The 23,386-nt window shown below is 46.8% G+C and carries 16 protein-coding genes; 10 read left to right on the forward strand and 6 right to left on the reverse strand.

The annotated features are described in order from the left end of the window. Window positions 1–6: 6 nt before the first annotated feature. Together HMPREF0044_RS07825 and HMPREF0044_RS02735 are read left to right on the forward strand one after the other, a co-directional pair. On the forward strand, window positions 7–2,196 hold the full coding sequence (locus tag HMPREF0044_RS07825; protein WP_006546576.1) for a peptidoglycan recognition protein family protein: 2,190 nt from the start codon (window positions 7–9) through the stop codon (window positions 2,194–2,196). A gap of 19 nt (window positions 2,197–2,215) precedes the next feature. Then, window positions 2,216–3,511: a lipopolysaccharide biosynthesis protein gene (locus HMPREF0044_RS02735; RefSeq protein WP_040312854.1), complete on the forward strand. Its 1,296-nt coding sequence runs from the start codon at window positions 2,216–2,218 to the stop codon at window positions 3,509–3,511. A gap of 15 nt (window positions 3,512–3,526) precedes the next feature. On the opposite strand, the gene HMPREF0044_RS02740 is transcribed toward HMPREF0044_RS02735, so the two are convergent. Both HMPREF0044_RS02740 and HMPREF0044_RS02745 read right to left on the reverse strand, forming a co-directional pair. Beyond that, a complete protein-coding gene (locus HMPREF0044_RS02740) occupies window positions 3,527–4,528 on the reverse strand; it encodes a glycosyltransferase (RefSeq protein WP_006546578.1) in 1,002 nt (333 codons plus the stop codon). Between the two features lie 6 nt (window positions 4,529–4,534). Next, window positions 4,535–6,151: an asparagine synthase-related protein gene (locus HMPREF0044_RS02745; protein ID WP_006546579.1), complete on the reverse strand. Its 1,617-nt coding sequence runs from the start codon at window positions 6,149–6,151 to the stop codon at window positions 4,535–4,537. 97 nt (window positions 6,152–6,248) lie between these two features. Between HMPREF0044_RS02745 and HMPREF0044_RS02750 the strand changes: the two genes are divergently transcribed. Continuing rightward, window positions 6,249–7,403 (forward strand): glycosyltransferase, encoded by a 1,155-nt coding sequence (locus tag HMPREF0044_RS02750; RefSeq protein WP_006546580.1) that lies wholly within the window; start codon window positions 6,249–6,251, stop codon window positions 7,401–7,403. Beyond that, complete coding sequence (locus HMPREF0044_RS02755) at window positions 7,400–9,376, forward strand: DUF6541 family protein (protein WP_006546581.1); 1,977 nt, start codon at window positions 7,400–7,402, stop codon at window positions 9,374–9,376. Before HMPREF0044_RS02750 ends, HMPREF0044_RS02755 begins: the two co-directional genes overlap by 4 nt. Window positions 9,377–9,469: 93 nt before the next feature. On the opposite strand, the gene HMPREF0044_RS02760 is transcribed toward HMPREF0044_RS02755, so the two are convergent. Both HMPREF0044_RS02760 and HMPREF0044_RS02765 read right to left on the reverse strand, forming a co-directional pair. Continuing rightward, entirely contained in the window at window positions 9,470–10,474 is a 1,005-nt protein-coding gene (locus tag HMPREF0044_RS02760) for a glycosyltransferase (protein ID WP_158027161.1), read from the reverse strand. Between the two features lie 85 nt (window positions 10,475–10,559). Then, window positions 10,560–11,705 (reverse strand): glycosyltransferase family 4 protein, encoded by a 1,146-nt coding sequence (locus tag HMPREF0044_RS02765; protein WP_040312855.1) that lies wholly within the window; start codon window positions 11,703–11,705, stop codon window positions 10,560–10,562. Window positions 11,706–11,879: 174 nt separating this feature from the next. Between HMPREF0044_RS02765 and HMPREF0044_RS02770 the strand changes: the two genes are divergently transcribed. Further along, window positions 11,880–13,502: a hypothetical protein gene (locus tag HMPREF0044_RS02770; RefSeq protein WP_006546584.1), complete on the forward strand. Its 1,623-nt coding sequence runs from the start codon at window positions 11,880–11,882 to the stop codon at window positions 13,500–13,502. Here the strand turns inward: HMPREF0044_RS02770 and HMPREF0044_RS02775 are convergent. Further along, complete coding sequence (locus HMPREF0044_RS02775) at window positions 13,499–14,575, reverse strand: acyltransferase family protein (protein ID WP_040312752.1); 1,077 nt, start codon at window positions 14,573–14,575, stop codon at window positions 13,499–13,501. The genes HMPREF0044_RS02770 and HMPREF0044_RS02775 overlap by 4 nt on opposite strands. Then, complete coding sequence (locus tag HMPREF0044_RS02780; protein ID WP_006546586.1) at window positions 14,575–15,936, reverse strand: hypothetical protein; 1,362 nt, start codon at window positions 15,934–15,936, stop codon at window positions 14,575–14,577. Before HMPREF0044_RS02780 ends, HMPREF0044_RS02775 begins: the two co-directional genes overlap by 1 nt. 174 nt (window positions 15,937–16,110) lie before the next feature. Here HMPREF0044_RS02780 and HMPREF0044_RS02785 point away from each other — a divergent pair, with 174 nt between their 5' ends. From HMPREF0044_RS02785 to HMPREF0044_RS02805, 5 genes are read left to right on the forward strand one after another with little or no spacing between them, the layout of a single operon-like run. Continuing rightward, window positions 16,111–17,409, forward strand: a complete 1,299-nt coding sequence (locus tag HMPREF0044_RS02785) for a nucleotide sugar dehydrogenase (RefSeq protein ID WP_006546587.1) — start codon at window positions 16,111–16,113, stop codon at window positions 17,407–17,409. A 23-nt stretch (window positions 17,410–17,432) separates the two neighbouring features. Continuing rightward, the gene (locus HMPREF0044_RS02790) at window positions 17,433–19,457 is read left to right on the forward strand and encodes a DUF6541 family protein (RefSeq protein ID WP_006546588.1); all 2,025 of its coding nucleotides are present in this window, start codon (window positions 17,433–17,435) and stop codon (window positions 19,455–19,457) included. A 14-nt stretch (window positions 19,458–19,471) separates the two neighbouring features. Next, window positions 19,472–21,292 carry a glycosyltransferase gene (locus HMPREF0044_RS02795; RefSeq protein ID WP_006546589.1) on the forward strand — a complete coding sequence of 607 codons (1,821 nt, stop codon included), beginning with the start codon at window positions 19,472–19,474 and terminating at the stop codon, window positions 21,290–21,292. Window positions 21,293–21,330: 38 nt separating this feature from the next. After that, window positions 21,331–22,503 (forward strand): UDP-galactopyranose mutase, encoded by a 1,173-nt coding sequence (glf, locus tag HMPREF0044_RS02800; protein WP_006546590.1) that lies wholly within the window; start codon window positions 21,331–21,333, stop codon window positions 22,501–22,503. 3 nt (window positions 22,504–22,506) lie between these two features. Then, complete coding sequence (locus tag HMPREF0044_RS02805) at window positions 22,507–23,385, forward strand: ABC transporter permease (protein WP_006546591.1); 879 nt, start codon at window positions 22,507–22,509, stop codon at window positions 23,383–23,385. Window position 23,386 lies beyond the last annotated feature (1 nt).

Here is a 23,386-nt window from a genome sequence, read left to right on the forward strand (position 1 = left end):
CTAAAAATGCAGACGGATAAGCAACGAATCACCAAAATCATACAGGGAATCGCCCTGGCCACAGTAACTGCTATAGCAACTACCGGGATGCTGATCTCTACCGGAAGCTACCAAAAGACAACAGAACACAGCTTTTTAGACACTGAAAATCCAGCTGTATTGCCACCCGTCCAAACCGTTGCAGATATTCCCGAAATCGCAGAAAATCCAGCGGTATTAGTACAGTCGTTGCACACCATCACTGTCCCCACTGACTATGCAGAAGCCGGGACTACAGACGAAAATCCCCTCGCTCCGGAAACTGAACCAGCTTCTGCCGATAATATGGTAAGCACAATCTCAAATGAAACTGAAACAACTACGCAAGAGGAAACACCAGCAGAAGACCAGCCTAAACTAAAAGCAGTGCAAGCTGCCGTAGTACCCGTAGAGTCTTCAGTAGCCGTAGCTGGGATTACCTGGGAAACTACTAACTCCCCAGCCGAAACCGACATTACCTATCGTGTGCAGAAACAAGGAGAATGGCAGGCCTGGGAAGCAACTGAACCTGAACCAGTCTTTTCTGAAGACGAAGGAAGCTCACAACGTATCGGTACTGAGGCACTCATTTTCACTGATATTGAGGCTTTAGAAGTTATTGTTGAAACCTCGGACGGGCAACCAATAGACGGCCTAGAACTTAGCGTAGTAGAACCCTTCTTAACTGAAGGTGAAGCTACTGGGATTTCACATACTCAGACAGAAAAACCTAAAACTCAAGAATTCCCATATGTGCTGGGAGAACGCCCGGAAATTATTACCCGAGCACAGTGGAAAGCCAATCCCAAGTACTTGGACTGGGAGAACAAATATGCGCCTCTAAAAGCCGTAGTAGTTCACCACACCGCATCTTCAAACGATTACGCTCCAGAACAAGCTCCGGGAATTGTTGCAGGAATCTACTATTACCATGCTAAAACCCTCAACTGGGGTGATATTGGATATCACTTCTTAGTTGATAAGTACGGCAAAATCTATCAGGGGCGTGATGGTGATATAAACAAGGTAAACGAAGGTGGACACGCTTTCGGGTTTAATACCGGTACCATTGGGATCTCAATGATCGGTAACTTCCAAAAAGAATTGCCGACTGACGCAGCTCTAGACTCAGTAGCGAAACTTGCCGCTTGGAAACTTAAAGCTGCGAAACTTGACCCGAATGCGGATCACACGGAAAAACGCTCAAATTTAAAACCAGGGCACTCTGAAGTTACCGGAAAGGTGCTTGATGGACACCGGGCGTGGAACTACACTGCCTGCCCAGGAGACGCGTTCTACCCGCACTTTGGGGAGCTACGACAACAAGTAACTGATTTGATTAAGGGTAAACCAAATTTCCGTGTAAAAGACACTAAATGGCTCCCCGCAGGATCAGGGGCACAACCGCCGGTAAAACCAGCTGAACCAGTAGTGAAGTACACCTACCGCAATGAAAAAACTCTGCCCGTACTGGGAGACTTATTCACTATTTCTCAAGCCGGAGAACTATTAAACTTCGGAGGCGTTTCCATGCCTTTTGGAAATCCAGTTAAAAAAGGTCACGGCTGGCTAGGAGTATCTTGGTTTGATACCACTGATTGGGATCAAGACGGTTACCTGGATGTAATCGCAATCTTTAAGACAGGTGAACTAAGAGTCTACTTCACTAATGAAAATGGTATTTTCAACAGGGTAGCCCAAATCGGGCATGGTTTTGGAAACTACAAGGGTTATCTAAAACGTGATAAAAATGCTAAACCACTGCTCTTTACGATCGCTCCAAACGGCGATTTTACCCGTTGGGACAACAACGGAATGAAGTATGTCTCTAACCCTAAACGAATAGGGCACGGTTGGAACATTATTGAATTTCCAATGATTATCGACTATGACCTAAACGGAAAGACCGATATTCTGGCACTGGATTATGCTGGGAAACTGTGGACTTATCCGATGGATACCGATCGTTTTATCCTTAACCGGTATCAAATTGGCCACGGTTGGAAAATGTATAACCGTTTAACTACTTTGCACGGTAGAAAACAACAGCAATGGATGGTTGGTATTACTCACGACGGAAAGCTAATCCTATACAGGGTTACGAAGAAACGAATCGATCGTCTGCCAACATGGTCAGAGAAGTTCTCAGCTTACCGTCTCAGTGGCGAGAACCGCTGAAATAAAGGCTGACCTGCATATGAAACTTAACTTACGTGAAAAGCTACAGGGACTAAACCAGTCCTCACCATTTTTAAAACATATTCTCACTCTGGTTTCCGGTACCGCCGGAGCGCAGATAGTGGTTTTCTTAATGACAATGGTGATTACACGTTTATTTACCCGTGAAACATTGGGAGAACTGGGAGTCTACAACTCGATAGTAGCGGCCCTAGCGTTAATCGCAGCAGGACGATACGACTTAGCTGTGATTCTAGAGGCAGAGGACGGAAACGCGAAGAATACTTTTTGTCTAGCATTTCGTCTGATTCTTTGCGTATCAGTTTCAGCGACTCTCCTTGGGTTAGCACTAAAAGGTGTAGCTCGGTACTACTATTCTGAAGCGGTAGCCAGTGCTTTACCACTAGTTGGGGTCACAGTACTCTTCTTATCAGGAGCTGCACTATTGCAGTTTTGGTACAACCGTAAGAGCGACTACAAGACGATTGCCATGAACCGAGTACAGCAACAGATTGGTGCCAGCGGCGGACAAGTAGCATTTGGATTTGCAGGGATCACCAACTTACTTGGACTTTGGGGTGGACAGACCCTGGGGCAGGCTTTTGCTTTCTTTAACTTAGGAATCCGCGCGAAAGATTTACGTACTATTGATACCTCAAACTCTATGGGGATGTTGGAGCTAGCTAAAAAACATTGGAAAATGCCGGTCTTAAATGGGCCGAATGCTTTTGTAGATGCCTTACGTAACCTAGGTATCCCAGCTTTAATTGGTGCCGTCTCACTAGGATCGTTAGGGGAGTATAAGATCGCTGAAGCTGTGGTGATGGTTCCAGTAGGCTTATTTACTGGCGCTATTTCGCAGGTTTTCTTCCAAAAACTTTCGCAGGTCCCGGCAGGACAGATGCTGAAAGAAATCAGCAAAGCCATTCGGGGAGCATTCTTAGTCGGGATTCTTCCCTTTACGCTACTTTATATTCTGGCTCCTTGGCTGGTGCCATTGCTATTTGGGCAACACTTAACTGAAGCCGGTTATTTCGTACAGGCGTTGATTCCGTGGCTGTTTATGACGCTGATGACGTCACCGATTTCCAATATGTTTATTGTGACCGGTACGCAAAGCTGGCTACTCGGATTCGCAGTGGTTTACACGGTTGCACCGCTCTCATGGCTGTATTTCTCACCTTACGCTTTGCTTCCAACTGTTTATATTCTGGGTGCAATCATGGGAGTGTGCTTGGTAGGGATGCTAGTTCTCGCCCTGCTGGCAGCCCGCAAATACGACCGTTCGGCTTCCGAGGGCGTTACAAACAACTAAACCCAAAGGTACTTCTTACAGCGAGCGGTACACTGCCTCAAGTTTAGCCACCACATTTGCAGGATGATGATACTTGAAAACCCAATCCCGTTGGGCACGTTGTTTTTGCTCTGAGTGCGGGCCAGAGGCTAGTTCCCCGATGACGAACTCAGCTAAAACCTGCGGGTCACGTGGCAGCATCTGTGCAGCGCCCTCGGAAAAATCTGCGGACTCGCCATCCGCAACCACAGTAAATGCTGGCACATGCTCAGCCGAAGCCGCACACAATAGTCGTGCTCCCAAAGCTAAAGCCTGATAATCAGTCATCGAAAGTGCCGGGAACTGCAACTGTCCAATAACGAAATCTGCAGACCCTAAGAACTTAGCAAACTCTGGAAGTGGCATTAACGGATGTAAAATAACCCCAACTTCTGCCATGCGAGCTGCACCTGAGCCCCAGTCTAAACCATGAACTTCGATCCCCGCCTGCACTAAGAAAGCAGCCAAACCGACTAACAGATCAATCGATTTCGTCTCATCTAAACGGGTAGCGAAAACTACTTTGCCCGCAACTACCTCTACATCTGCAGGAGTAAAAAACTCCAACGGCAGCGGATTAGGAATCCACTGAGCATCTGGGCGTAAAGTGCGCACCCAGGGAAGTAAATCCGGTGTCGCGCATAATACAGCATCTGCTTCACGAATTGATTTTGTAATCACCTGTCGTAAACCAGGTTTCTGCCAGTCACGGCGAATATCAGAACCATGTAAGTGAAGCACAAAAGGCTTACGCCCCCACCCATAGTAGCCATTCGTCGCGTAATGCAAATGAATAATATCGGCATCGTGACGCAACTGCTGCCACTGGAAGAAGTGTATTAAACGGGACGAAATAACCTTTGCCGGGTGCCCCTTACCAGCCGGAATGCGTTGTAAGGACCAAGCTTTACCCTCAAGCTGAGCCTGTGTCACCAGAGTAGAAGGAACATTAGCTACCTCATTAACATGTACCACACGCGTGGAATCTGAATACAGCATTACTACTCACTTTTTAAGAGGCGGAATAACTTCAGAATCAGTTACCCAACGATCAGCTAAGAATAAATCTGCATAAATGCCTAAAAGAGTAGCTCCCCTCAAAAGTTTAGCTGCGACCTGCCTTTGAGAAAGATTCGGAACCAGAGCATGAAAACCCATCGGATGATTTAGCTGGGTGCGAACCGACGCCAGATGATTAGCAGTATCAAGTAAACCAGTCTTAGAAAGCACCGTCTTTAAAACATTTACAGCCCCCGAAGGAAGCTGCTGAGCGGGGCCGCCAAAGTAAACTAGTTCTTGGCCCGCCATCTTTGCGTAAAGATCGTTCGCATACTTAACATATTCCACGCGAGCACCATCGTGGAACAGTTGTGGGGCGTTAATCCAAACATCCCACACACCACGCTCATACATGGGGAAAGCCCAATTAAAACCAAAGTATTCGTATGCCCGAACTGAGTTAGAAATATACTTTGCCTGACGTTCAGAAACATTAACCGCTACTAAAGTTTCCAAACGATTCTCTAAGGAAGCCCCAGTCCAATGCCTAGCAAAGAGAGTCGCAAGCTTACTAATGGTATAAGGAATCTCAGCCTGCTTAGGTTTACCCTGCAATACCCCATGATGCGCAATGAAAATCTTCACAGCATCACGCATAGTGAAAGAAACATCAGGGGAACAAACCCACTCATCATGCTCATTACCAACAATAGTGTGTCCAGGAAGCACAATGGCATCAGATTCAACTTCAGGATGCTTAATCAGCTGAGTCAGCGCATACCAGTCTTGAATATGAGGTAAAGACTGGCCCACCCAGTTGGCTTTCAAGAAACCTTCTGCGTCTGCCCAAGCCCGCTGCATCTCATCAACCTGCAGCTCAACAAAAATCCACTTAAAGCCCAGCCCCTCAGCCACACTCTTAGAAATCTGTGCCTCGCGAGAATCTGGCTGGCCGTATGTAAAGCATAGGACGTTTTCGGCATTAAGCTCTTTCAAAACAGCTAAAAGCAAGCGTGAATCGGCGCCTCCGGAAAGAGGAATTAAGAGCTGGCGACCAGCAGCGATTTTCAAGGTGAACTCGAACGCCTTTAAAAGCTCAGCATGGAAAAGTTCTAAAAACTCACTGGCAGAAAGCTTCTCAACCGCTGCTAACGCAGAGTCCTGCGACGCACGAATACAAGAAATCAAAGGAGTAGTAGTGGAAGAACCATCAGCTTTAAGTTCAAACACACTTGCGAAAGGAGCGGACTTAACGCCCTCAAATAACGTATCTTCACCAATCACGTAACCAAAATGACGGAACTCTGATGCTGCCAAAGAATTCAACGTTAAATCAGGATGCACATCAGTAATCGCGTTGATATCAGACGCAATCTCAAAACCAGACTCATTACGAAGATACACCAGCGGAATAGAACGAGCCTGATCGGAAATGAGCAGGGCGGAATCCTCACGGAGTACTACCGCACCCCAGTTGCCCTCCTGCGCTTGCGCCCACTCCAGTGGATCAGCAGTGGTTACCTCCGTAGGCAAATGCCCAGATACGGAAGAACGCCAGTACAGCCTCCCTAAAGAATGATCAGGGAAGTAAGTCCACGCAGAAAGATCAAGCAGGTTGAACATAACAGGTCCTCCAGAAAGAATAGTCTCCCTTTTAGAGTAAACTAAATACAGAAAAAGACTAGGCTGTGACCCACACTAGAGGCGAAAGAATCCTAATATGCACGTACTTTGGACTCCTTCTTGGTACCCATCTGAGGAGCACCCAAACAATGGCAGCTTCTTCCTAGAACAGTTGCAAATGCTGAAAGGTAGCGGTATTAAATGCGGCGTAATCTGGGTGGAAACTAAAAGCCTCGGGCAACGCAAAGCTCCGCTAGAAGTCTGCGAAGCTGATATTCCTCTAATCCATAACAGCATGTGGTTAGTACCCAAAGGTATCCTACCTTTTGATGCCAAAACCATTGCCAGAAAATCATTAGAGGCTGCGAAACTTTATGAACAAAAATATGGGAAACCAGACGTCATTCACGCTCACTCCGTCTGGCCAGGAGTTATCGTTGCGCAAACCTTAAGTGAATATTGGCAGATTCCCTACGGGCTCACTGAGCACCGTCCATCGTCCCTAGAAGCAGAAAAAGGGACTTTCCGGGCTAAGGCTATTCAAAAAGCCGTCGAAGCAGCCTCATTTACAGTGACAGTTTCCGATGGGATGAGCGAAAAACTAGACAAATACTATGGTCTTACAGGAACTCAAACTGTAGCTCTCCCAGTAAGAGATGAGTTCTTCGCCGCGCCGTTACACGCGCCCCAGGAAGATGGATTCGTATTCGTTCATATTTCTAATCTGGATGATAATAAGCGCACTGAATTCACGCTGGAAGTATTCCAGAAAATCCACGCCCAGCAGCCAAATCTACGTCTGCATATAGTTGGTGGGGCTGCACAGCGTGTTATGGAACTTAAAGATTTAGTTCAGCGAATGGAACTTTCCGAGGCAGTGACATTTACCGGGCAAGTCGATCGTGAGCAGATTATCTTCGAAATCAACTCGGGCGACTGCATGATTTTAGTGTCCGCACTGGAAGCCGGGGGAACGGTTTTTGCTGAAGCCACCTCGTTGGGGATTCCTTCTATTGCTTCCGCAACTTTTGGGGGCAGTTACATGATTCGTAAAGAAAACGGAATTGTCGTAGCTATCGATGATGCTGAAGAATTAGAAGCAGCTATGAATGAAATTCAACGACGCTACGCGCAAGATTCCCAGCTCAACGCTCATATTCGTGAATACGGCTCCACCCGGTTTACCGAAAAAATCTTTGTCACACGCCATAAAGAAATCTATGAAGCCGCTATCAAGGGGGCAGAGTTTTGATTTTAGTTAATAACCTTCTGACTATTACTCCGTACCTGTTATTACTTGTAGTACTCACTTTTCTACCCGGTTATGCTCTGACGCAGTTTTTTAATAAGCGCGCTGGGTTTATTAAGAACCTTGCACTGGCACCGGCTTTAACTCTGGCATTGATTACAGTCGCGACCCTGGTATTTAAATACTTACCTCTAACCTGGGGTATTGTTGGATTTACACTGTTTGTAGCAGTATTTATTGGCATTTTCTGGCTTGCTAGTTTAAGAAGCAACAATCGTACTTCTGGAAAGTTAAGTAAGAATCAGAACGGTTTAACGATTCCAATCACGGATTTTAAATATATTCTTCTAGGGTGGTTGGTGTTAATCGTTCCAATGCTTGGATACGCTGATTTTAGTCGCGTTATTCAAGGTGGTGACTCAAATTATCACTATAATCAAGTACTTTGGATCGCAAAAACAGGTGATATCTTTCCGCTAACTGCTAATGCCGGTTTGGGGGGATTAAATCCTTCAGGTTGGTACTATCCAACTACTTGGCATGCTTATGTGTATCTCCTGGTTGATGCGGGTGCTTCAGTCATAGTTGCAACCGCGGCTTTCTTATTACTTCTGCCGCTTATTTGGTTGATTTCTATTAGTGCGTTGACTGTGAATCTAAGCCGACACAAAGGAATCACTCGTTGGGCAGTAGTTGCTGCAATGTTGGTTCCTTTAGCAACAGTACGTCTTGCACATGTAACTACACTTTGGCCATTCATCACGGCTTTGACTGTAGTCCCGGGTGTCATCGCTTATGTTTTAGAAAAAACACCGCCTAAAAAGCCACTAGTTTTAACCTACCTAAAAGTTTATGCGGGTAGGTTAGTAGCGGCTGCGCTCATAATCATTGGGCTGACGGGGTTGCATCCTTCAGTGGTAGTGGTACCGGGAATGGGACTTTTCTTTGCAGCGGTAGTATTAGGTTTCTTAAATATTCGTTATAGCTTCCTGAAACAAGACTGGAAATCAGTTGTCTTTGCAGTTTTTACCATTGTTTTCCTAATCGGATCATTCTTGTTCTTCATCTATGGGCCGGGACCACAGCAAGGACAGCTTCATAGGGTCCCGAATGTTGGCTGGGGAATCCCCGTGATGAAACTTGCCTCTGGAAGTGGTGTATTCGTAACTGCTCCTTTCATGCTGGGTTTTATTACCTGGGGGTTAGTACTTCTACTCATTCCTATTGCCATCTGGCTCCACATTAAACAACGCAAATATTTAGTCTTAGCAGCACTACTATCTCAGTGGCTAGTGGTCATGGGATCTTTATTCCCTCTACCAATGTTTTCTGAACTGACTAGCTTCTATTACAACGTCGCAGACCGCACGAAATTTGCCTATGTGATTTACCTGATTCCAGTGCTTGCGCTAACGTTGCAGACTATTTTTACGAAAACTAGTGAGCGTTTTAAAGTTGGCAACTCGCAGGTGGTAGCTTCTGCATTGATAATAGCGTTGGGAATCTTGAATTTTGCCGGCACGATGCAGGACTTAAATAACGCCTTGTATCCAGAGAAATACTCAGTACGCTATTTAGCCAACCAAGAAGAGCTAGATTTAATTAAACGTTTAGGCAGCGAACTAAAGGATACGGATCTGTTACTTGGAGACCCCGCTGCAGGAGCTTCGCTAGTTTATACACTGACTGGGAAACCAGTAGTTTGGAAGTACCCTAACTCTTCTTCAGGATCTGCAGATGATAACTACTTACAAGCTAACTTCTATAACTATCGAGAAGATCCTAAGGTTTGTGAACTTATCAATAAGTATGGAATTACCCATTTTTATAAAGATATTTCGGGAACCTTTAATGGGAACTTCACTTGGCGACTTCGCCCGGGGCTCTATGCAGTAGATACCAGCGAAGACGCTTTTGAACTTGTAGATAAAGGCTCAACGGTAGAGGTTTATAAGATTACTTACTGCCAGAAGTAGCTGGTACATTAAGTGGTCGGTTTAAACAACTTTGAGTTATTTAAACCGACCACTTAATTATTGAAGCAATGTTAGTTACTGGGCTTTAATCAGTTACTGGGCTTTAAGCTGGCGCGCGACTTCACGGGCACGTTCTTCCCAAGTATTTTCTGCACTGACAGTCTTAATATGTGCTTCCATATCCTCAACCCAGGAGAGGGAAGACAAGGATTCTAGCTGGGTTTTAATAGCTTCAACGTCATATTCTACAGTCCAGCCACACTCATTCTGCGACACAAATTTCCCTGCCCAAGTATCAGCAGTTGCGAATACAGGCAAACCATGTCCCAGGTAGTCAAAGAGTTTAATCGGCACCGCAAAACGCCAGTATTCATCGCTTTCGACTGCGATACACCCAACGTTAGCTTGCTTGAAATGCGGCTCTAGCTCTTCTCCATGTAAGTGGATTAACTCGACGTTATTTCCCAGCAGATGCTCGTATTCATCTTTGCAAGCATCCCAGACATTTTTTGGGGTACAAATCGTTAGTTTTACCTGCGGTAGCTGAATCACAGCTTCAAGCAACCGATGGAGCCTATAGTGAGACCCTAAACCGCCAACATAAAGTAGTGAAAGCTGATCTCGATGTAGTGGCGCTGGGCTAGCAGGAGCCCCTGGTGGCAAAGCACTGAATTTTTCGCGTTCAACAATCGGGATGTAATTGCCCATTTCTAAAGATGGCAAAAATAGTTTTGTCAGAGTAGTACGGTAGTTCCACAAATCCCAACGGAATACGCGTCGCATCGCAAAGCTAACCAAGGTACCAGTTAGTTGCTTGTAAATCGGGAACAACCAGTAAATATCCCGATAAAAGACCCCCGTATGAATATTGTTTGCCTCGCAGAATCGGAAGAAATTAAAATCTAAGAGAAAATGCGGCGGCAGATGCTTAGGATCTGTCAGTGGGGTCGCAATTGTGGCTGACTCAGAATAGAGGAAATCAAATTTTTCACCGGCCCGGATACGACGTTTAGCTTCTTTAATAGCGGCCCGGCGTTCTTTCCCGTAACCGGAAACGAGTAGTACTTCGTAGCCGATTGCTTCGAAAGCTTGAAACATTTTTACAGGGCGTATTCCAGAACCCGCAGTAGCTTGAAAATTTAATGGGTAAGGAACGTGGTAAATCATTTTTGGCATATGAATCTCAATTCTTCAAAAGCATCGAAATGATTGAATCTGCAATCTTAGCTGAAGAGGTAGTAAGTGAACGATTCGTTTCTACCCAGTTTATTAGCGCTTCAGATGCAGGGGCAGTGTGGTTTTCAATGTCGTCGAGTAAGCTAATGATTTTTTCTGAAACATCGTCAGCTGTAAACTCAGCAACTACGCCCAGATTATGTGTTTCAATATCTTCTTTGGTTTGCCCGCCGCCAACGTAAGCTACAGGGGTGCCGTGAGCTAGCGAAGCCAAGCATTTAGTAGCATATGCGTACGAGTAGTTATTATTCGGGAGGGAAACTAAACCAACCGCAGAGTGCTTAAACCAGCCTTTGGCAACTTCATTTGGTACCAGCGGGAAGAACTTAATTGGCAGGGAAGTCTGAGCTGCCATTTCTTGTAATTTGGGCCAATCTGTGCCTTGTCCTAAATACACTAATTCAGTGTCAGGATGCGCATCATAGACCTTTTGAAATGCCTCAATGAAAATACCGGCACCGTGTACGGCAGAAGCTGTACCCGCGTAGAGTAATACTTTCTTACCTGTGGGGAAATTTTCAGGAATATCGCCCTCATAAGCGGAAGTATCCACCCCGTTTGGAACCATAATGGTTTGCTTTGCCCCGAATTCTAATGCTCGTTTTTCAACGCCTGGGGTTACGGTGATAACTAAAGCCGCACCTCTTAGCGCAAAGCGTTCTAGCTTCTCAACGGTATTAACAACAAACTCTGGAGCCCCGGAATCTTTTACCGCGTCAGTAAGAATATCACCAGCAAAATATACGTAGGGGACACGTTTTAATGCGCATGCTAAGCGCGTGACCACACCTGTAGTTGGAGGCGGCTCACAGATAACGGTCTGTGTTTTTCTTTCAGCTAAGAGACGAACAAACAGTGGAATATCAAAGGACATGTACTGCACGTAGCCGCGGACAGCGCCAAGCTTATCTCGTAAAACTGGAGCTCGTTTAATGTTCACGCCAGGTAGCTGAACGTCTTGCTTCTGGTAGGTGCTGGTTAGAACAGTGACTGGCAAATTACGCTGCGCAAATGCTTTAGCTAAGCCACCTAAGCGTAATGCAGCAGCACCAGGCTCAGGCAAGAATAAACGCGATGCAATGATAATGCTCATGGAATCCCACTTTAGTAGAGAGACTTCAGCCAGTCCCAGTTTTTTCTTACCTGCAAATTTTAGCTTATTTAAAACCATAGATTACGCACTAACTTGCTTTCTTAGCGCGTTGTTGAACTATACCCGTTAAAACTGATTGAATTAAGTACGAAGACAGGTAGGGGAGTCAGATCGGTGAGTAAGCAGAACAGCAAACGTGCTACGCAAGCCCATTGGGGAAATGCTGGATTAAGCCTATTATTTGCGCTGGTTTGTGTTTTAGGTGTGAGCGTATTTTGGGTAGTTACGTGGAAGACTCCCGTGTGGCTCCAAGACGACTTACTGTTCGCAACACGTTCAGGTAACGCCTACGGTGAAACTGACTTAAGCTCACTATGGCAGGGGCTGATGCTGGATCTTTTCGAGCGTAACTCTCGATCTGCTGACTTCTTTGCCCAACTGTTCTTTAGCAATTCGACCCTATTGGGGTTTTGGATGGCTGCTATTTTCGTTTTCTTCAGTGCAGTTTTAAGCTGGTTCTTTTACTCAGCTCTGCCAAAAAATGATTGGTATTTGGTAGTTTTGGGAACTACCACCAGTTTCGGTGTTTTGACACCGCTGGTTTACCCATTTTTTGATGCTTCCGCCTTTGCCACTTACTTCTTTATGAGTGCCACTGTTGGCTATGTCCTGGGTTTTTCATGGATTTTGCTGGTAATCGGCTGGCTACGTAACGTATTAGTTAACCGGAAAACAGATTTATCCATAGTGAAAATCAGTTTTGTTGCCGCCACCTCTACTTTAGTGGCCTTTCACCATGAAGTCTTGGCACTGTTACAGCTAATGCTAGTTATAGTACTGGGGATGGTTAGTTTCAAACTCAAGCCGGGTAGAAACTATTGGCTGGTCCTGGGGTGGGTAGGGCTCATTTCTATCCTCCGCTTCTTCACACCGGGAATGTGGAAACGTTCGGAAGTGTACGAATGGGCATTTCTGGACCCGCAGGCAAGTGCTGGTACTCAATACTTAAGCAGACTGATTTATTTCCTAACTTATTTTCTTTCCCACAATCAGGTGCTACTGATTGGAACCGCTGTAGCTTTCACATACTTCTATTTTCAACTCACTAAGCATCGTATACTTCCAGCTTGGATGCTATCCGCTCATTATTTAAGTTTGGCAGGGCTGGCATCAGCGATTCACCTCGCACAGCGTTTACCAGAATCCTTATACGTGGGGACGCTGGAACTTAACCAGTATCAAGAGATTCTGTTTTCAAAGACAGCGTTGCTAATGGCAGCCTTTGCGCTTACTTCTTTAACGTTGCAACTTTTGAACCTGATTCTGGCTGCGTTTAATCTAAAAACCTTAGCTGTATCACTAACTTTTGCTTTAGCTTTGGCTGGTTTCTTAGTTCCATTCAAACTTAGTTTCTTGAGTGGGCGACCTCTGTTTTATGGTCTGTTCTTCTTGTTATTAAGTGCCATTTTGGCATTTTTACAAGGATGGTCGCTGCACTGTATTAAGCATCCTGCGCGTGGCATGCTAGCAGTTTGTCTGGCAGTTAGCTGTTTCCTTGGGATAGGTGTTTTTGAAGCAAAAACAGTTATGCCGAAAATGCTTGCAAATCAGAAAGCCTGGACTCAAATTGTAAATCAGGTAGCAACTTGCAAAGACGGGGAACAAGTGGTTTTCCCAGCGCGTTTGTCATACCGAGAACTGCACTCACCTTTTGGAGATGACGGTAAACAGTATTTACAGCACCTACGGGACTACTATGCTATTCCACAAGGGTGCCAGCTGGTTGTTGGAAACTAGCTGGTTTTAGGTCCGAAGCGTTTATCTGCCCAAGCGCGGATGCGTTTTTCACAAGGGCGTTCAACCAAATAATGCAGGGCTGCGGCAACCAAGAATGCGCAGATTAGCAAGAAAATAAATACGAGGACGGAATCTGAACGTCCATACCAACCGAGGAATAAATACAGCACGGTAGCATGTACCAGGTAAAACGCATAGGAGATTTCTCCGGCGATAACCATTGGTTTCCAACGCATTAAGCTGCGTCGTCCTTCTAAATCTGACGAAGCTAGGATAATGATTACCAACATGTAAATGATGGGTAGGTAGAACGGTCGCATTGGCTCTAATGTTGCTTCTAAAGCTGGGTTAAATCCGCGCACGTGCAGGAGCCAGTAACTAATTACTAAGCACATCGTTACAAGGTAGCCAACCCACGCTGGTAAACCTGTGCGGAAACCGCGTTTTAATAAGTGCGCCGCAAACATTCCTAAGAAGAACTCCCAGAAACGGTTAAGAATCGTTGGGGTTAGCCCCGCGTACTTTACGCTGAGAATACCTAATGCCAGAATCGCTACCACGAAAATCAGGTACTGGGCTTTTTTTAGCTTTAATGCGAAAGAGTTCGCGAAAGGATGCGTGAAATAGAACGCGGCTTCAGACGACAGAGTCCAAGCAGCTGGATTGCCTGCAAAAAGCACCAGGGGATTAGTTGAAAAACCCTGTACTAAAAATACTGCTGCCAGAATAGGCAACAAGGCAAAATCCTTCTCCCACCAGTTAGTTGCCGTTGGACCGTCCCAGGGGTAAAACACGGGAAGAGCTAAGAGAAGCGCTACGAAATGAGCTGGCCAAATGCGGGCTACACGTCGCATCCAAAACTGCGGTTTAGTTACCTTCGGACTAGCTGACCAAGTAAGAACGAAACCGGATAAAACAAAGAAAAAAGCTACACCGGTATAGCCGATGGTGCCAAGACCAATTCCCGGAATATTACCAACATTGTGGTAGTGGAAGACAAATACTGCGAACGCCGCCCACCAGCGCACCCCAGTTAGGGAATCTAAACGAATCCGCGCCTGAGCCTCTTTCATCACTTGGACTCCAACCATAGTGTCATGTAGCCAGTATGAGCATAGTCATGTTCTCCGTAACCAGAGAACCCATGGTGTACCGGCAACCCAGTTAAATCAACCAACATACAGTCCTCAATAGGGCAAGAATCAATCTGCTCTAATAGCTGAACTTCACCAAGTGGGAAGTTACGCACTTGTGAATTATAAGTACGGAATGCCCCGAACACTGCGAGAACACAAAAAACTAAGATGAGAATCTTCGTACCCAAAGACGATCGTTGACCGGCACATAAAACTACCGCCCCTAGATAATAAGCGTATCCGCCTGCCAGAGCCCCAAGAATCAGCGGATAGTGGAAAACTCGTACCTGTCCAACTCCCGAAGCTAACGGAATACTCAGCGTAGCAGCAGCTAAAAGGGCAAAAGCAACAGCTGCATAGAAAGGACCAGAAACGCTAATCCCCCGCGCTAGTTGATGCTTTGAAATCAACAGTAAACTAACTAAACCAACTACCAGAATAAAAACAGGTAGCAGATGGTATTGCGCAGCCAATGCATAGAGCGAATTAGTTGCCTTCGAAATCAGTCCTTGCTGATGGTTTAAAGCTGCGCTTGCCCGCCCTAGTTTATTCGCTAAACCGGGGGAGCCGAGCATCAGAGCAGACCCTACCAACCCAGCGCCCGCAAAAACTGCTAAACCAAGTTTAGAACTGGTAGAAAAACGAAAAACGAAAGCTAAAAACACCAGCGTGATCACAGACAAGGAAGCCTGCTCATGGGACGTGCCCACCACAAACACTAAGCCTGCGGGAACAAGCCAACTATTTAACGATGACGCGGTAAGACTCAAAGACCAAGCGTAAGTAAGTAACGCCACGAAAACCAAGTAGTTACAGATAGCTGCAGAATAAACCAGCAGATTAGAAATATAAGCAGTATTAAGAACAGCCGGTGAAAAAAGCGCAAACAAAGACACGGTAAGCGCAACCCAACCAGAGCTCTTCGGCAACATGCGACTAGGAGAGAAAACCAGCCAACTACGGTACAGCGAAAAAGCAATTAAAGAAACTGAAAAACCCGTTAAAGCTGAAACAATCCACTTACCCGCGTCAAAACCAAAATAATAAACGAAAGTAGATAGGAAATCAGCCGTCCGACCAGTATGCTCAAACCACAAGAAATGCAAGAAATCATTAAGCGTAGCCAAAGAGTAACTGCCAATCTGAGCAGTATTCTTTAATCCCGCAAAAAAGAACTCATCCCCATTGGCAAGTGAAAAACGCCAAACATACCGCATGAATAAAGTTAGGACGACACCCGCCAAAAGGAACTGTAAGCGCACGCCCCAAGATGGGGTAAATGAACTCTTAACCTGCATTAAATACACTTTCCAATCGGGGGAGTCTGGTAAGGGGGAACATGAATCAAGAAAATCTGGTTCTCCCTAGATGTTACCCGATTAAAACTCGATTTAAGACGTAGAATAGAACAGTATAGGTTTAGAAGTCTGTCACTTATCAGAGGGGCAGAAACTGTTGAAAAGAGGAAACTAATGCGCATTGCCGTAGTAGCGATGGGAAAAATCGGTCTGCCACTGGCAGTTCAGTTCGCTGACTCTGGACATGAAGTAATCGGTGTAGACGTAAACCCAGAAACTGTTCGTCTCATCAACGAAGCTACTGAACCATTCCCAGGCGAAGCATTCCTGCAAGAAAAGCTCTCTGCTTTAGTACCAGCAGGTAAGCTACGCGCTACCACTGACTACGCAGAAGCTATTCCTAACGCGGACGCAGTAGTCCTCGTTGTGCCGCTGTTCGTAAACGACGAAACCTGGCAGCCAGACTTCGCTTGGATGGATGCTGCCACTAAGTCTTTAGCAGCACACCTTACCCCAGGTACTCTGGTATCTTACGAAACCACTCTGCCAGTGGGTACCACTCGTGGTCGTTGGAAGCCAATGTTGGAAGAAATCTCAGGTCTGAAAGAAGGCGAAGATTTCCACTTGGTATTTTCTCCAGAACGAGTACTCACCGGTCGTGTATTTGCGGATCTGCGTCGCTACCCTAAGCTGGTTGGCGGTCTTACCCCAGAAGGTACTAAGCGCGCTATTGAATTCTATGAATCTGTACTACAGTTCGATGAGCGTCCAGACCTGCCAGTAGCAAACGGTGTTTGGGATATGGGCTCTGCAGAAGCAGCTGAAATGGCAAAGCTAGCAGAAACCACTTACCGTGACGTTAATATCGGCCTGGCTAACCAGTTTGCAGTTTACGCAGATAAAGTTGGTATCGACGTACAGCGCGTAATCGACGCTTGTAACTCTCAGCCTTACTCTCACATCCACCGCCCAGGCATTGCCGTTGGCGGTCACTGCATCCCGGTTTACCCACGCCTGTACCTTTCCACTGACCCAGATGCATCTGTAGTTCGCACTGCCCGCACTTTCAACGCTGGCATGCCTGACTACGTAGTTTCTCGGGTTGCTGACGTTTTGGGCGATCTGCAGGGCTTGAAGGTAGTTGTACTTGGCGCATCCTACCGTGGTGGCGTAAAGGAAACTGCTTTCTCTGGCGTATTCGCTACTGTGGAGGCGTTGCGCGCTCGCGGTGCAGAAGTATTCGTGCACGATCCAATGTATTCTGCAGAAGAGCTCGCTAAGTTCGGTTGGGCAGCTTACGAGTTAGGCATGGAAGTTGATGCTGCGATTGTGCAGGCAGATCACGTAGAATACCGTACTTTGACTCCAGCTGACTTGCCTGGTGTGAAGGTTCTTTTCGACGGTCGTCGCGCTACCGATGCTGCGCTGTGGGTAGGCACCCCTCGCCTGGTTATCGGCGACGCTGCAAACTGACCTGAGAAAATAGGGGATAGTTTATGCTGAGCTCCTCATCCTGGCTTCCGATTTGGCAGACAGTTCTACTGCTGGCTTGTGCACTTTGGATTCCAGGGTGGGGAGTTTTAGCTTTAGCGAACCGCTCTCGCGCAGAGAGAATTATCCTGGCTCCACTACTTTCTGCGGGAATTATCGGCTCGGCAGCGATTGCTACGCCGCGTTTCGGTTTTCCCTGGGGGTGGGCAGGTTTAGCTATTTTTACGTTGGTCGTGTGGATACTGGGGATTTCAGCTCGCCTAGTTACGCGATTGTTTTTCCCGAGGGCGGAAAAGGAAACTGTCGAGCAACCAACCAGTAAAGGTATTGTGGCTGGTGCGCTAATTGCAGTTCCCGCGAGCGCATTCATTTTTCTAAAAGGTATCCACAGTCTGTACAGTCCACCGCAAACTTGGGATGCGGTTTTCCATTTGAATGCTCTGCGGTGGATTGAGCAGTCTGGGAATGGTTCTTCTTTACACTTATCGGGTTTGTCTTCGCCACTGCAACCAGCTCAGGCGACTAGTGGGGGAATCTACCCAGCTGGTCTGCATGATTTAGCATTTTTGGGGTGGGTGTCAGATCCTGCTTTAACTTTGAATTTGCTGATTTTGCTGGTTATTTCAGTTGTCTGGCCATTGGGGGTTGGTCTTTTAGCTAAGAACTTAGCACCACAGAAGCCTTTTGTGCATACGGCAGCGATGGTTTTGGCAGTTGCTTACACAGCGTTTCCAGAACGTCCGTCGTCATACGGAACGCTGTGGCCAAATGTATATGCCTACGCGTTGCTTCCTTTGATTATTACTCTTTTGATGCAGTGGTTTGGGCGGACTAAAACCCCGGCGATGGAACTGTCTACTACCGTTCTTTTAGCGTTGGGTGTTATAGGGCTAGTAACAGCGCATCCTACCGGGGTGTTAGTTGCGCTGGTGGTTGTGGGCGTATTGGTGGTTGATCTGCTAATCCGTTTGGCTACTCGTAACTACAAGTTGAATCTGACACAAGCCATGCAGTTAGGATTACTAATCTTGGCGATTGGCATCGCTGGTTACATGGGTTCTAAGTTACAAGCTTGGTCAACGGTTCTTAACTGGCAGCGTGAACCGATTGGCTCATTCGCGAGGGAAAGTTTCGGTGTTATTTTCGACCAGCAGCTTTCTTGGATGGGCTATGGCGATAAGGACCCAGATTATATTTTGGGAGCGCTGACCATACTTGGACTGTTTATTGCTTGTCGCTACGCTAAGTATCGTTGGTGGCTGGTAGCTTGGGGGATTTTCAGCTACCTGTTTGTGGCTTCTGCGGTAGTGAAAGTACCGTTCTATTTCTTGGTTGCCCCCTGGTATTCGGATGCAGTTAGACTAGGTGCAATCATCCCGCTTTTCGGAGCTTTATTAGCTGCTTTTGGCCTGCAACTTTGCGTTGATCTTTGTTTTGGTTTGGTTGAAAAAAATCTGCCGTCCCTGAAGCAGTTTTTAAATCGAAACCAGGTAGTTAATACGCTTAATCTCATCCAAATTTCGGCAGTTATCTGCGCGATTATCGGAACTAATTTTCTGGGTTACTGGGGTGGCAAGGGGATTCTCGATCTTAACTACACCTATTATCCCAACAGCACGCTGGGGGCACTGGTAAGCGATTCAGAGATTGAGTTCATTAAGAGCCTGCCAAACCAGATTGAATCCGGTGCTGCTATTGCGACTGATCCGCGCACGGGTGGGGCTCTCATTTACGCTTATACTGGCTTGCCGGTAGTACACCGCCATTTCGACGGTAGCTTTGATAAAGACCAGTGGATTATTGCGCATCATTTTGATCAGCGAATTCCAGACTGGCGTGTTTGCGACCGTTTAAAGAAATGGAATGCAAAATACTTTTACACTGACGAAGTTATCTATTGGAAAGATAACCCAGTTAACCGTTATTTTGATGGTTTTGACCGGAATCGTGATAATCCTGAAGGCTTGGATTTAGTAGCGCAGTCAGGTACCGCTAAACTTTATAAGATTACGAACTGCCCCGCAGAGTAGAAGAAGGACAGCTAATGAGTATCGAAAACACCGCCCTTAAAATCGTAGGTGTCGTGGTAGCTTGGAATCGTCCCCAGCTTCTACAAGAAACTTTAGACGGCTTAACCTCACAAACCCGTCCCCTCGATGCAGTTGTAGTGATTGACAATGCTTCTACTGATCATTCACCTGAAGTAGCGCGCAACCACCCAGTGACTACCGAAGTGCTGATAATGCCTCGTAACTTGGGTGGGGCAGGTGGCTTCGCAGCTGGTATTGCACGCGCAGTAGCTACTCACGATGCAGACTTTGTGTGGATTATGGACGACGACACAGTCCCCACTGCGACTGCTTTGGAAGCACTCCTCGCAGCTCGTGAAGCTTATCCAGGTCAGCCCGCAGTGCTAGCTTCTAAAGCAGTCTGGACTGACGGGCGGGAACATCCCATGAACCGCCCTCGGAAACGCCCGATGCTAGCGAAAGAAATCGCCCAAGCTGCCGAAGAAATCGGGTGTATTCCCATTCGCACAGCCTCATTCGTCTCAATCCTGCTGGATGCCCGCGCCATCCTTGAAGAAGGTCTACCAGAAGCCGCCTACTTCCTATGGAATGATGATTTTGAGTACACTTCCCGCCTGCTCCGTAACCGCATCGGTCTATACGTTCCAGCTTCCATCGTGGAACACAAAACTAAAAAGTTCGGTGACTCCTCAGCCGACCCAGGACCACGGTTCTTTAACGAAACCCGTAATAAAGTTTGGATGTATCTGCGCTCCAACGGCTTAAACCCGGCAGAAAAACTACTATACGGTGGCAAAACCCTGCTTCGTTGGGCACAGACCGTACGCAACTCAAGCGACCCAACAGCACTACTGAACCACGCTAAAGACGGTATCAAAGCCGGGTTACAAACAGTTCCCACCACCGTAGAACTCCTGGCTGACACCCCGGTAGCAGCAGACGTAAATGCGTTACTTGCTCCGGCTAACCTCTTTGAAGTAGGGGAAGAAAACACTGAATTTTCAGTACTCATGAGTGTCTACCACGGCGACCATCCAGCACATTTTAAGCGCGCATTAGAATCCATTTCTAAGGAACAAACCCGGCGACCAAACCAAATCGTACTGGTCCAAGACGGTCCCGTGAATGAAGCGCTCCAAGCTGTAATCGACGCAGCTACAGAAATCACCGCACAGGAAGTAACTCACGTAACCTTAGAAGAAAATCGCGGTCTCGCCCAAGCATTGGACCAGGGGTTAAGCTACTGCGATTATGAGTTAGTTGCCCGCGCTGACTCTGATGACGTGTCGTTACCACACCGTTTTGAAACGCAGATTCCACTTATGAAAGACCTGGATATCCTGGGCTCTGCAATCGCAGAGTTTGAAGAAGATGAAACTCAATGGGGGATGATTCGGGTTCTGCCACTTACCCAAGCAGAAATTAACGAAGTCGCGCGTTTCCGTGACCCTTTCAACCACCCAACAGTAGTATTCCGCAAGAGTGCGGTAGTTATCTCGGGCGGTTATGAAGAATGTGAACGCCTTGAAGACTACTGGTTATTCGCACGCATGCTGCAACTGGGAGTTCGTTGCGCAAACCTAGCTGAACCACTAGTAGCCTACCGAGTTGGAAGCGGTGCCTATAATCGGCGCGGTGGATTAGAGTTATTCAAAGCTGAAATCGAACTACAAAAACGCTTTTATGATTACGGTTTCACCACGAAAAAACAGTTTGCTCGTAACCTGCTGATTCGTGCTGGATACCGCTTAATCCCGGCAGAACTACGCAAAAACCTCTACCGCAATATTGCTGGCAAACATTGGTTTAACGCGAAAACCGCTGTGAACGACTAAAATAGAATAGATTATAAGCTTATTAATCAGGAGGCCCCATGAAATACGACGTTATCGTAGTGGGAACCGGACTGTTCGGTCTGACTATTGCACGCCAGTGCGCGGAAGAAAAAGGCTTGCGAGTAGCAATGCTGGAACGCCGCCACCACATCGGCGGAAACGCATACTCAGAAAATGAAGAAACCACCGGTATTGAAGTACACCGTTATGGGGCACACCTCTTCCACACTTCTAACGAACGCGTTTGGGAATACGTAAACCGCTTCACCTCCTTCACGAACTACGTACACCGCGTGATGACTACCGTGAACGGGGAAGTCTTCCCAATGCCAGTGAACCTGGGAACGATTAACCAGTTCTTCCGCGCAGCCTATTCTCCGGAAGAAGCTAAAGCCTTAGTTAAAGAACAGGCTGCAGAAGTCGCTGGAACTGAAATCACTGACTTTGAATCAAAGGGCATTTCTTTAGTCGGACGCCCACTTTTTGAAGCTTTCTTCAAGGGATATACGGCGAAACAATGGCAGACAGATCCTAAGACCCTGCCGGCCTCAATCATTTCTCGTTTGCCAATGCGTTATAACTACGACACTCGCTACTTCTCAGATAAGTATGAGGGGCTTCCGACTGACGGTTACGCAGCTTGGCTGGAACGCATGGCAGATCATGAGCTGATTGACGTTTACTTGAATACTGATTTCTTCGACGAGTCTCATGAACTGTCTAAAGATAAGGTAGTTGGAAAGGTGCCAGTTATTTACACTGGTCCAGTAGATCGCTACTTTGATTACGCTGCCGGTGAATTAACTTGGCGTACTCTAGATTTTGAAGAAGAAGTATTGCCGGTAGGCGACTTCCAGGGGACTTCCGTAATGAACTACGGTGACGTGGATGTACCTTACACCCGTATTCACGAGTTCCGGCACTTCCATCCAGAACGCGATTATCCTACTGATAAGACCGTGATTATGCGTGAATACTCGCGTTTCGCAACCCGTGACGATGAGCCTTACTATCCAGTTAACTCCACTGCCGACCGGGAAGCAGTCTTGCAGTACCGTCAGTTGGCAGAGAAAGAAACTGACGTATATTTCGGAGGACGTCTGGGAACCTACCAGTATTTAGACATGCACATGGCGATTGCCTCTGCACTGTCTATGTGGGATAACCAGCTAGAACCACGATTTTCCCAAGCAGAAACTGCAGGAGAGTAACTTTTGAGCGTCGAAACCCAGAAGTTCGTCCGCCCAGGACGATCTAAAGGACTTCTTGAAGTCTTCCAGAAACAGTACTTGCTTTCTCTGCTGGTACATAAAGAACTGCGGGTTCGATACCGCGGTTCAGTCCTCGGTATGCTGTGGAGCTACGCTAAACCAGCCGTACAGTTTTTAGTTTTCTATTTTGCTATCGGCATGTTCATGGGGATGAACCGCAATATTGAAAACTACGTAATCTACATGTTCGCTGGCGTAGTTGCAATCAATTTCTTCACCGAAATTTTCAACAACGATACTCGGTCAGTGGTGTGGAATACTCCTTTAGTAAAGAAAATCTACCTGCCACGCGAGCTCTTTCCGGTAGCTTCCGCCTGGGTGGCTTTCATTCACTTTATTCCGCAACTGGTGATTCTTACAGTGGGGGCTTTGATTGCAGGATGGCGTCCCGGAATCATTGAATTCGGCGTATTCATCTATGCGTTTTTTATCGTGACGGTATTTGCACTGGGCTTAGGCTTATTAGCCGGCGCCTTAAACGTATTCTTCCGAGACGCGGAAAACTTCGTAGAACTGATGCTGATGGTTGCCACGTGGTCTTCGCCAGTTCTTTACAAGTGGTCCATGGTACAGCATGCTTTGGGAGCTGATTCCTGGTTATGGACCCTCTACCAGCTGAATCCATTGACGGTAGTTGTAGAGCTCTTCCACTACGTATTCTGGGCACCGACGTTACCAGCTGACTCCGCCGCTAAAGCCGATATTATGCCCCCAGACATGTGGTTCTGGGCTGGTATCGCTGGTGTAACCGCTGTGGTTACCCTGCTAATTGGTGAATTAGTATTCCGTAAACTTGACCCTCGATTTGCGCAGGAGCTGTGAT

It is taken from the genome of Gleimia coleocanis DSM 15436 (assembly GCF_000159015.1).
Classification (GTDB): domain Bacteria; phylum Actinomycetota; class Actinomycetes; order Actinomycetales; family Actinomycetaceae; genus Gleimia; species Gleimia coleocanis.